Below are 11,097 nucleotides of genomic sequence, written 5' to 3'. Positions count from 1 at the left end.
CAGGTGGGCGCCATAGGCCGGTGCCCCCTGCTCGTGGTCGCGGATCACAAGCTCCTCGACCGGCGGCATCCGGAACTCCGGCGGCTGACCCAGCGGTTGGCCGCGACACTGGGTGGAGCCTCGACTCTGGCCCGGCTGGCGGCCGTCACCCGAGCGGGTGGACCTGCAGGCCGGTCCGGACTTTGTTTCGTCACCGGTATTCGCACTCCAACAGGTTGACGACCGCACCCCACATGGGCCAGGGCCCGGGGGCCTCAGCCGTTGATCTGGGACGCTGACAACATCTGGTCGATGAGCGGCAGGATCTGGGGCGGGAGCGGGTCGTGGACGCGGGTCATCCGTGTGCCGGTCCATTGGATGGTCGTGCCGGGGCAGAAGGTGATGCCGCCGTCGTGGTCGGCGGGGTCAGTGACGGCTGGCCGGATGCGGAAGTAGCCGGGCCGGACCTGTGCGGGGTCGGGTTCGACGCACCAGCCGACTGGTCGGAGCCAGGCGTCGAGACCGGTGGTGTCGGCCGGGTCGGTCGGCAGGACGAAGGTGCCCGGAGCGTTGTCGGCTTGGCGTTCGGTCATGACCGGAGCCTATCGGGATGGCCCATCGGTGGTGCCGGGCATGCTGTCTGGCCTGTCCTGGGTGTCGATGAGGCGGTAGACGCGATGGTGCGGGGGCGGCGGCAGGTCCGGGCGCACGACGGTGTGCCGGATCCACCGGCGGTCCCGTACTGTCGGCGGTCACGCATGCCGGTCGGCCTGCTCGGCCCTCGCGGTCGTTGTCTGCCGCGGTCATCGGCCAGCAGGTGCCTGAGAACGACGGATCGGGACAGGACCGTCGAATGGCCGCAGGCGGCCGTCTCCCATCGCACCTCACCGTCGTAGTCAGAGCTGCCAGTGGAGGGCGTCCCAGGACCGAGCCAAGCACCGAGATCGAGCGGTCGTCCCATCAGACGCCATCCACAGGCGTGGCCGGACGGCTGACGGGCCGACTGCCAGACCGGGCGGCGATGCCCGCACGGATCCTGGCCACCGCCGTCACACGCCGGTCAAGCAGGAACCTGGCCGCCCGGTCTGCCGCAGCTGCAGAGTCGGCTATAGCTGCCTGATGGGCAGCGGCGTATGACTCGAACCGATGCCTGGAGCGCATCACGGTCGCGTAGACGTTGCGGGACTCGGCAGCCACGGCAGGTGAGAGCTTGAAACGGCGGAGGGCGTCCTGGTGGTACCGGTCGCGTGTGCAGGCCACGGCAAGCAACTCGCTGGCATCCGCGATCTCCTCGTCTTGCGTTCCGTTCCGGGCCTGGGCCCTGGCGCTGCGGAGCTCCGAGCGGACCTCCTCCCAGACGGTGCGAACACTGCGGTAGTCGCGCAGGTCGGCTCGCGCGGCCAAGGCCAGGTTGATGCACTCACTGATGCCAGCCTTGATGGCCCGTCCCCGCGAGCAGCCAGCACACAGCCCAGCCGCGCCAGGAACGCCGCAGCCCGCACAGGGAACGGCCTGCCGGGCGGCCTCGGCACGGGCCTTAGAGGCCTCCCGTTCGGCCAGAGCCGCGGATTTCGAAGCGATCGGCCCCCGCAACGGGGAGCTCGGCCTGTCTTTCGGCCGCGTTGGTGGCGTGGCGAGATCGGCTGATCGCACCCTCGACGAGATACCCGCAGGGAACGCACTCAAGACCTGTCACCACGTCGATCGCGCTCTCGCACTCGACCCGCCCGCAGTCGCTGGCACGGCGAAGCCCGATCCGAACCAGCCAGCCGTACGGGCCGGCGACCGAGGTGGCCGAGGCGAGCCTGAACCGCAGACGCCGCGCCACCCGCCCCACGTCGCCCGCAACGTCCCGCACGGCCGCACCAGCGGCCCGTGCAGCCTCCCGCTGCTCCCAGACGGTCATCAACGGCAGCAGAACCGCGGCCTCCTGCAGTATGCGGTATGCCGCGATCGACATGCTCAACTGCGGCGGCACCGCCCCAGTCCGGTGCCCGGGCGTCACCGCCGTGCCGGGTGGCGTGCTGCCGAGACGCGTCCGGACCGTGTCGGACTTCCTCGCGTACGCACGCGTCCCACCGGCAACGGTGGGAACCCTTGTCTCGGCTTCGCCGGAAACACCAACCGCGACATCAGCCGTACCATCAGTGCCACAGTGACCGGCGTGCGAGGCGTGAAGGGCTTCAGTAGCGGAGTTCTCTGGGAACTCGGCACTACCTGCGGGCCCTGGCTCCGCCACCTGCGGGGGTGTCCCAACGCAACGCCGGCGTGGCCGCGTTGCAGGAGCGGCGGTATCGGACCGGGACGCAGCGGAGCGCTGCCGGGCGGCCTTCATCGTCGTCCAGTCCTGGGCCACAGTTGGCACCACGATCCCGCCACGCTGGTGCAGCCGGCTGCTGGTCTCCCGTCGGACCAGCTGGATTGCCTCTGCGCTCTGGAGGCGTTGAAGGATCCCTGCCGCTCCTGCCGGAGTGCAGCCGTTGCCCAGGAGCCGGGCGAGCGTTGCCGCTGCCCGCCCGCGCTTGCACACCCTCCCGGAGCACAGCCGCACCCGCCCGTCAGGCCGTGCCTCCAATACGAGGAGGAGCAGGGCGAGCCGGTCGGTGGGTGCGCCGCGGCCCGTGCGGGCGGCAAGCAGCCCCGGCGGGGTCACCCGGCCGTCCCGGTGATGCCAGCCCGGGGCGAAGAGCCGTTCCACGAGGCGAAGCAGGGTGGCGAGCGCGGGGCGGTCGAGGGCGAGCGGGTGCTGGCGGTCGCCAGCCCGAAATGCCTCGATCTGCTCGGGGACCCCGATGAACAGACCCCGCACGGTGCCGGCCTCGCGGAACCTCTGGCGGGTGACGAGCGTGGACGCTGCCCGTTGCCGCTTGAGAGACTGATGGATGGCAGAGGCGGACACCCCGAGCCAGCGGCCGAGCTCCGGGGCGGCCGATGAGGTGGCGCAGGTCCGGGCGAGTTCGGCCTTGGCAATGGTGACGATCCGTAGCAGTTGGTCGGTGTCATTCAGATGTGCCGCAGAGGGCGAGCGGAGGGAGGTGTGGATGGCCTCTCGTAGGCGCAGCCGCATCGGCTCGTCCAGTCGTAAAGCCTCCAGCCTCACGGTGGAAGCGGAAGGGCCGGGGTGTTCTTGCGTGATACGGCGTGTTGACGAGGTGTCACGGCCAGTAGATCTGGTAATGGGCGCGCTCGCGCCTGCGTGACAAACGGGAACGGAGTCAGGCATCATCAAGGTGTCTCTGCTGGAGGTGGAGGCAGTACGAACCCCTGGGGTATCGCTCCCGGGGCTGGCATCGCCTGTTGGACCCGCCCGTGGTTGGGCGGTACATCGGGTGGCGAGTCCTCTGCCGAGGGCGGCCGCCCGGTTCGTCGCCGGAGATGACGTGAGCGCGAACTCGGTCATGTGTCGGCGGTGATGGGAAGGGCGTGCCGCCGGAACTGGTGCTGGTAACACCGGTGTGCAGGCGGCAGCCCAGCGGCCCGTTCTCCTAGGAGCGGGCCGCACGACACGTCACCTCATGGTCGACCTCTCATCTCGTCTCAAGTCCTGGTGCGGGCAGTCCAGCCGACGTGCGCGGCAGGACGGGAGTTCAGTGCCCCATGGGCGCGCCGCCGCCGACGGCGAGGATCTGACCCGTGAGGTAGGCGGCCTCCGATGAGGTGAGGAACAGCGCTGCCCGCGCGATCTCGTCGGGGCGGGCCGGCTGGCCCAGCGGCACCTGCGCGGCCAGGCCCTCGATCTCCTCGGCACCGAGCGCGTTGAGTATCGCCGCGATGGTCGGACTGCGGGAGAGGGGGTTCACCGTGATGCCGAGGGGCGCGAGCTCATGTGCCAGGAACCGGGCGAAGCCGATCAGACGCGTCTTGGAGGCCGTGTAACCGGAGGGCCCCACCTGCCCGTAGAGAGTGGACGTGGAGGAGATGAACAGGATCCGGCCCTCACGAAGCCGGATCATCCTGCGCGCCGCCAGCTTGGCCACCCGGTAGGCGTTGGTGAGGTTGGTGTCCAGCACCGACGTGAAGTCGTCCTCGGACATTGTGAGCAGCAGTTTGTCGCGGGTGCTTCCGGCGTTCGGCACCAGAACTTCGACCGGGCCGTGCTGCTCCGCGATCGTGGCGAACGTCGTACCAATGTCGGCAGGTTGCGTGATGTCGCTGGGCACCGACAGGAAGCCGTCCGGTGCCGACATGGTGTGGTAGGTGGGCGCGATGCGATCGCCGGTGGCCTGGTAGACCTTTGCGTTGGCGAGGGCGATGCCCCGGCTGGCGCTGGCGATCAGGACTGAACGACGCATTGACTTGTTCCCCCGAGGACTTCTGTTCAGCTGGCTTGCTGCAGAATCGGCATGATCTGACGCTGGGTCCGGGTGTGCTCCAGGCGTCGGGACAGGGCTGCGGCGGTGTCCATCGTGGCGTCGGCCAGGCGCTCGGCGCGCCGCTGCCAGTAGGCGTCGGGGGCAAGGAGGCTGACGGAGCCGACGAGAACGGAGCCGCGCCACAATGGCACGGAGAGCATCTCCCACCCAGCGACAGGGGACGGAGTGCGTGCGTACCCCTGTATCTTGATGCGCCGCAGGACGGCGTTGCCTGCGCTCAGGTCGTCGAGGCTGGCGAGCATGACCAGGCCAGCGGCGTCGTGATGCAGAGGCGCGCGGCGCAGGACAGGCCCCGCGTTGGAGGTCGCCAGCGCGGCCGCGAAGTCGTGACGCTTGCCGTCTGCGATGTCGACACAGATCCTGCTGGGCATGCCCAGCAGGAGGTGGCTGTGCAGGGCGACGACCTGGTTCGTGCGGCGCTGCAGGTGGGCGAGCTCCTCGGAGATCGCCGGGGAACTGGCAGGCAGCTCGGTCAGCGCGTCCTGGCGATGACCTGTGACGCTGGGGTGGGCGATGGAGTAGGTGCCGTAGGTCGGTTGGACGAAGGTGTGCGTACGCACGCCGGACTGGAGGATGCGGTGGGCGGTGGAACGGGTGAGCCCGCTGTGGGCCATCACTTCGGCGAGCGTGTGCGCACCCGGGCCAAGCTCGATCAATGCCTGCAGCACTCGATAGGCGCGCTCCGCAGAGCTGTTCCGTTCGTGATCGTGGGCTTGAAGCTCGTGCGGCGGCTTCGGCATCATCAGGCCCCCCAGGTCTGTGAGCGTGTGCGGCTGGTGAGACGAATGACCAATTCAGAAGCCAAGTCGCCCCGTGGCCTTAAAGATGTAGTCGAACTGGCCGTCGTTGGCCAGGAAGGACCCCTTCCTGAAGTTGCACTCTAGTAAGGCCTACCTGACCGCCGACTCGGCCTGGCCGAGCGCAATGCTTGAGAGATGAAAGCGCGCCGGGAGGCCGCTGCCGGGAGACCAGGAACCTCGTCGGCGGCGATCGTCGGCGCCTGGACGAGGGGATACAAGTGACGATCGCACGTCAGGGGAACGGCGATGCACCGGACCAGAAAGAGCAGTTCCAGGCACTGCTGGTCAGATGCCGGGCCGACGTCGAGGCAGGCCCGCCGGAGGCCGCAGTCACGACGCGCGGACGGCGCCATGCCGGCCTTTCCCAGGAGCGCGCAGCCTCAATGCTCGGGGTGTCCGTCCGGTCCTACGGCGACTTCGAGCGAGGCCTGACCCGAGCGGAACCCGACTTTCTGGAGCGTGTGGCCTCTGTGCTGCACATGAGCGCCCACGAGCGGCACGCAATGTTTCTCCTGGCCACAGGCCAGGAACCTCCGCAGCCGTTCAGCAACCAGCTCGCCTCGGTGCCGGCCTACCAGCTGGCACTCGACTCCAGCGTCCTACCTGGCTACCTGTCCAACCGTTGCTGGGACATTGAACTGACCAACCAGGCGTTCCGGGACGTCTGGGCCGGAAGGGAGCGGCCGACTAACGTTCTGCGCTACATCCTGCTCACCGAGACCGCACGCGACACCGTCCTGCTGGACTGGCCGGAAGGGTGGGCGCTGCCCTTCCTCCGCCAACAGCGCGCAGCGCTGGCCGCTTCGCCCTGGGAGCGGGGCCTGGTCGAGCTGCAGCGCGAGGTCGAGGACGCAGCCTACAGAGACCCGGTACTACGCGAGCTGATGGAGTGTTCGCTGGACGACGAGTACATTCACCCGAACGGCGAAACACGCCTGATCAACCACCACAAGTGGGGTCCGACCCAGATCACACTCCTGATGACCCGCCCCCTCGACGCGGCCTCGGGGCACCGGTTCGTCTGGATGGTCCCACCGAAGCCTGTCGACCAGATGCCCTGACCTGCCCGGCCCGGACGAAGACTTCCCGCAGGCCGGAGCGCGCCTGCAACCACCAGCCCCTACTGCGCGTCGTCACATCAGCGACAACGACTGTGTGCGGCAAAGCGCTTGGACGCGCCAACGGCGGCGCGAGCGACGACGGAACTACGACAAACGAGGAGAGAGCGAATCGTGCCCCGATTCCCCGCAGTACTGATCGTCGGCCCGACCAGGGACCACGAAGCGGACCTGCGGAGCGTCGCCGAGATCCGTCCGATCACCTTCCACGACCCGGCCTCGCACTGGGGCGGCCCCGACACGAGCGCACTGACGGCGGGAGCCGACGGCATCGAAGGCGAACAGCCGGCGGGGCTGCTCGCGCTCACAGCAGAGGCCCTGCCGCAGGCCGCCAACCTGGCTCAAGCGCTCGGTGTCCGAGGCCCGTCCACGGCATCGGCCGCCGCGTCCGCCGACCGTTCCATCGCTAGAATCCTGCTCGCGGAAGCGGGACTGCCCACCCCGCTAGGCACCCGCGTCGACTCCCACCAGGATGCGGCCGCCGCGGCACTGTGGACCGGGTATCCCGTCGTCCTGCGCCCGCTCGCGAACCTCGGCCACTACGGCGCGATCCGGGCCGACAAGGCCGAAGACCTCCACACCGCATGGACGTTCGCGCACACCGCGGCCCTCGCGGCACAAACCACCCCCGGGGCCGTCCTGCTCGAACAAGCCCCGGACGGCGACCGAATCACTCTTCAGACCGTCACGAGCGGGGGCCGGACCTGGGTGGTCGCCTCGGTCCGGACTGCGTTCGCGAACTACCCCCTGTTCCAGCCTTCCTCCCACCTCGTCACTGCGGAGGACGTCGACCCGGACCTTGCGCACCTCGCGGTCCGCGCGATCCAGGCACTCGGCGTCGAGCACGGCGTTGGGCACGTGGACATCGTGATGACCGTGCTCGGCCCGGTCATCACCGACGCAGCGGCCCACCTGCAGGGCGACAGCGTCCCCGAACTCGTGCGACTGGCGACCGGCGTGGACCTGCTCCTGGCCGCGATCCAGACCGCCACCGGTCAGGACCCCGCCGTCACACCCACCTGCAGTGCGAGTGCGGCCGTCACCCTGATCCGAGCGGGGTCCACCGGCACCGTGACTGGCCAGGCATTCGACCCCGAGCAGCTGGACGCGTCCTGGCTGGCCAGGCTGGACTGGGAGGCCCACCTGGGCACTTCAGTCGAGGCGCTCCCAGCCTCGATGCTGGCCCGCTGTGTCGTCACCGGGTCCGATCCGGACACCTGCCTGGCCAACCTCGCGCAGGCCCGTCGGGCCGTACGAGTGACCATCCAGCCGGACCACCCATAGACTCACTCCACCGAAGCCGACATCGTGAACAAGATCCTCGTCCATTTGGGCCCATATCAGTGGGGCATCCGCACCATACAGCCCAGCCTCACTTTCTTCGACCACCTCGAGCTTCATGTCGGCGACCGCGCCCTGCCATCCCTCGTCGGAAATCCGCCGCAGCACCGGTGGGTACCAGTCACGGGCATCCGGAGCACGCATCAGCGTCGCCGGTTCTGTGCCTGGCGCAACAGCTTTATGGCCACGCGTTGCGCCTCGGCCAGAGTCCTTCTGCGGGCTGCAGCAACAGGAGCCGGGGTTTGCTGAGGCGCGGGTGTCGTGTGAGGTCTCGGGACATCGTTGACGGTCTCAGGTGATGGGCGACAGTGCGTCAGAGCTTCGGTGCGTGGGTTTTGGCTCTGAAGCGGGTGACGGGGTGCTGGTTCTTGCGGGGGTGGACTACGAGGTCGGCGTCGTTGAGGGTGATGCGGAAGTAGGTGTCCTCGACGTGGACGGTGACGAGCTCGCCGGCGTAGGTGCGGCTGGCGCGCAGGCGCTGGCGGGCGACCATGATGACGCCGTCGGCGGGGACCTTGCGCTCGACGCGTATCGCGCCGACGGCGGGCGCGGGTAGTTCGCCGGAGGCGACCTTGGCTCCGCGTAGTCCGGCGCGTTGTGCGGCGTCGATCGGGGAGGGCAGGGTCTTGGCCAGCACGCCGTCGTGGATCACGTGCATGAGCTGCCCGTCGAGTCGCAGGGTGACGCGGCGGTTGGCCAGCTCGTAGCCGATCTTCACGCGTTCCTTGCCGAGCAGGGCTATGCCGAACTGGTTGACGTTCCGGTCGGCCTCGATGACCGTGCCGGGGTCCACCTGGCCCGGCCGGACGGCGGCGGTAGCTGGTGGCGGCCCGGCCCCGCCGCGTGAGCCGCTGCCCACGGATCCTGCCGAGCGGAACCGACTACGGCCGCCCCCTGAGCGCATCCCGCTCCACGGGAACTTCGCCCCATCCGAGTGCGTGCCGACGCGTCATGGACTTCCCTGGGGAACCGAATCACCGGCCGTCCGCAGGGAGGCAATGCATGGGGCAGCCATTAACTGCGGCACTCGTTGCCGCGCTCTTCCTGACGGGCGCGCTCATGGTCGCTGCCGCTTTCGGCGAACCCCGACCTTCCGCCAAGCGGCCGCGTAGATCGCCCGGCCGGCACGTGCCTGCAGTCCCGAACACCGTCGCCCAGGTGGTGTGACATGGAGGGACGCGCTGTTGCGCTGACAACCGACCCCGGAACGGAACCGGCTTCGCCCGATGACACAACACCCGTCGAGCTGGCCCCGGAGCACCTACGCCTCCTGCAACAGCTGGCCGCCAGCCGCGCCGCGCGCCAGACCGGCCAACCCCCCGGCGCGGAGCGGCCCCCCAACGCGCCCGTCCAAGCAAACGCCGACGACCTCGTTCAAGAAAGCGAGCGCCTGCGGACCTACGTCGCCGTACTGGAGGCGGCCGTGACCGTACTTCTCGAATCAGCGCCGGTCACCGATGAAACGGACCCGCCTGCGCCCAGTTGAGCCGGGACCCCGCCGCCGGGGACCTGCCGAAGCAGAGCGACCATCCCGGCCTGCGGGAAGCACGGACCAACCCTGGCCCATGCCTTGCACGGGCCGGGATCTGAGTATCCACGACATGCCCCACAGGACCCGAATCCTGCACGGTAAGCCGAATGCACCACGCCACATTCAACAGTCGCCACAAGGTTGCCCCGGGCCGACCAGGAACCACACCGATCTGAAAGCCTCACAACTCCATCCGTCAGCGGGGCAACGCCCCGACGCCCCGCTGACAGTCCCACCAGCTGACCACCAAGGAGTAGCGATGGCGATCAACCACTACGGCACCGAGGCCCGGGCCTACTGGCGAAGGTGGCTGCCCACCCGCTACGCCGCGCTGCCCGATCCCATCGCCTTCTTCACCGCGCTCGGAGAGCAGGTCGAAGCCCAGGTCGGAGATCTCTGGGACCAGTACGTTATCGCCGACACCGCCCCCGCCGACGAGACACACGAGGAGCGGGTCGCTCGCCTGGCGCACCTCAAGGCCCGCGCCGAGCACGAGGTCCTCGACGAGATCGTACGCCTGGAACCCGAGCAAGAAGCCGGCCTCGAAGACGAAGACGACGGCCTGGAGAGCGACGAAGAGTTCCAGGCCCGCCTAACGCACCTTCAGCATCACACGGAGTGGGTGAGTACCACCGCCGACGCCCTCCTCGACGGCAACGTCCGCCTGAGTGACCTCGACGACCAGCAGCTGCGCCACGTCCTCGACTACATGACCCCGTCCTTCCTGCGCCTGTTCGGCACATCGGCGGAGGACCAGCGCGCCCGTGGACGCGACCTGTAGCCACCCGGCCCGCCAGACCGCCGGCCCCGACTGCCCACTCGACGCGAAGCGCGGAGGATCGCATGTACCAGACACCCGGCCAACTCGGAGACCTGGAGAACGAGGCCGCGAGCGGTGCGATCCACCTGCGCGCCCAGACGAGCCGGGCCGACAGCCTCTGGCAGTACCGGCTCTACCTCGTCGACCCGGACTCGCCCAGCGCCGGCCTGGACGAGGCAGGGCGGCACGTCCTGGTCAGGGTCAACGAGGACGACACCATCCACGAGATCGCCTCGCCCCGGCAGCTGGCACACACCGAGTGGGCCGAGGACCTGTTCGACAGACTCACAGAAGCCCAGCAGTTCGGGGGACTATCGTCCGTCGCCATGGTCGACGACAGCGGCACAGAACCCCTGCTGCTGGCCGCGGAGCGCCGGCTGACTGCCGCCGTGCTGTCGTCCCCGCCTCCTGCGCCGGTCTCCGACATTGAACCGCACGACCCGGTGCTCTCTCCCACCGCGAACAGGCCGGCAGACGACATTGCCGTCGCCCTCGACGACCTGCGCGCCGGTGACCTGATTGAGCACCTGGCCGACCTACCCGAATACCTGCCCAGCCGCGACGACACGATCCCCGCGATCGTCGTCTCCGTCACCGGCCACGACCTCACAGTGCAGGACATCGAGGGCGACGACGAACCGTACGACATAGACCTGAACCAGGTGGTGTCAGCGTCGCGCCCCGCCCCGACGATACCGGTCGACGCACCACGCTTCCGACCTCAAAGCCAGGACGACCTCGCCCCGTCCGGGCCACTCGCCCGCATCCGCGCGAACATCGCCGCGATTCGCGTACTGCACCAGTTGCGCGAGGACGACCGGCCGGCCACCGAGGCTGAACAGGCGGTGCTGGCACGATGGAGCTCCTGGGGCGCGGTCCCGGCCGTCTTCGACCCCCGTCAGAAGGACTTCGCCGGCCTGCGGGCCGAGCTACGCAGCCTCCTTACCGAGGAGGAGTGGAATGCGGCCGAGGCCACTACCCGCAACGCCCACTTCACCGACGCCGCCCTGGTCCAGCCGATTTGGGACGTGCTCAAGGCCCTAGGCCGCGTATTCGGTCGTGATCAATGGGTTCGGGTGAGGTCCTTGATCCAGATCATTGCGCCGCGGAGGTGAAGGCCGGCGAGGTAGCTTTC

At 69.0% G+C, this 11,097-nt stretch carries 9 protein-coding genes; 4 read left to right on the top strand and 5 right to left on the bottom strand.

Annotated elements, in window-relative coordinates; translation table 11 throughout:
* Positions 1–254 precede the first annotated feature (254 nt).
* The 4 genes from ACIQOV_RS09820 to ACIQOV_RS09805 all read right to left on the bottom strand — a co-directional run bounded on the left by ACIQOV_RS09820 (position 255) and on the right by ACIQOV_RS09805 (position 5,095).
* Positions 255–572: a hypothetical protein gene (locus ACIQOV_RS09820; protein WP_331768452.1), complete on the bottom strand. Its 318-nt coding sequence runs from the start codon at positions 570–572 to the stop codon at positions 255–257.
* Positions 573–1,516: 944 nt separating this feature from the next.
* Positions 1,517–3,079, bottom strand: coding sequence for a hypothetical protein (locus ACIQOV_RS09815; protein ID WP_401046882.1), 1,563 nt, complete (start codon positions 3,077–3,079; stop codon positions 1,517–1,519).
* Between the two features lie 487 nt (positions 3,080–3,566).
* Positions 3,567–4,271 (bottom strand): SDR family oxidoreductase, encoded by a 705-nt coding sequence (locus ACIQOV_RS09810; RefSeq protein ID WP_401046880.1) that lies wholly within the window; start codon positions 4,269–4,271, stop codon positions 3,567–3,569.
* 26 nt (positions 4,272–4,297) lie between these two features.
* Complete coding sequence (locus ACIQOV_RS09805) at positions 4,298–5,095, bottom strand: helix-turn-helix domain-containing protein (protein WP_401046877.1); 798 nt, start codon at positions 5,093–5,095, stop codon at positions 4,298–4,300.
* Between the two features lie 275 nt (positions 5,096–5,370).
* Here ACIQOV_RS09805 and ACIQOV_RS09800 point away from each other — a divergent pair, with 275 nt between their 5' ends.
* Both ACIQOV_RS09800 and ACIQOV_RS09795 read left to right on the top strand, forming a co-directional pair.
* Positions 5,371–6,213, top strand: coding sequence for a helix-turn-helix domain-containing protein (locus ACIQOV_RS09800; RefSeq protein ID WP_401046875.1), 843 nt, complete (start codon positions 5,371–5,373; stop codon positions 6,211–6,213).
* A gap of 171 nt (positions 6,214–6,384) precedes the next feature.
* On the top strand, positions 6,385–7,554 hold the full coding sequence (locus ACIQOV_RS09795; protein ID WP_401046872.1) for an acetyl-CoA carboxylase biotin carboxylase subunit family protein: 1,170 nt from the start codon (positions 6,385–6,387) through the stop codon (positions 7,552–7,554).
* A 370-nt stretch (positions 7,555–7,924) separates the two neighbouring features.
* Here the strand turns inward: ACIQOV_RS09795 and ACIQOV_RS09790 are convergent, their stop codons facing one another.
* The gene (locus tag ACIQOV_RS09790) at positions 7,925–8,470 is read right to left on the bottom strand and encodes a hypothetical protein (RefSeq protein ID WP_401046871.1); all 546 of its coding nucleotides are present in this window, start codon (positions 8,468–8,470) and stop codon (positions 7,925–7,927) included.
* A gap of 931 nt (positions 8,471–9,401) precedes the next feature.
* Here ACIQOV_RS09790 and ACIQOV_RS09785 point away from each other — a divergent pair.
* Positions 9,402–9,923, top strand: a complete 522-nt coding sequence (locus ACIQOV_RS09785; RefSeq protein ID WP_401046868.1) for a hypothetical protein — start codon at positions 9,402–9,404, stop codon at positions 9,921–9,923.
* Positions 9,924–9,985: 62 nt separating this feature from the next.
* The gene (locus ACIQOV_RS09780) at positions 9,986–11,077 is read left to right on the top strand and encodes a hypothetical protein (RefSeq protein WP_401046866.1); all 1,092 of its coding nucleotides are present in this window, start codon (positions 9,986–9,988) and stop codon (positions 11,075–11,077) included.
* Positions 11,078–11,097 lie beyond the last annotated feature (20 nt).

This window comes from Kitasatospora sp. NPDC091257 (assembly GCF_044757675.1).
Lineage (GTDB): Bacteria > Actinomycetota > Actinomycetes > Streptomycetales > Streptomycetaceae > Kitasatospora > Kitasatospora lactacystinica.
This window is presented reverse-complemented; position numbering and strand designations above follow the sequence as displayed.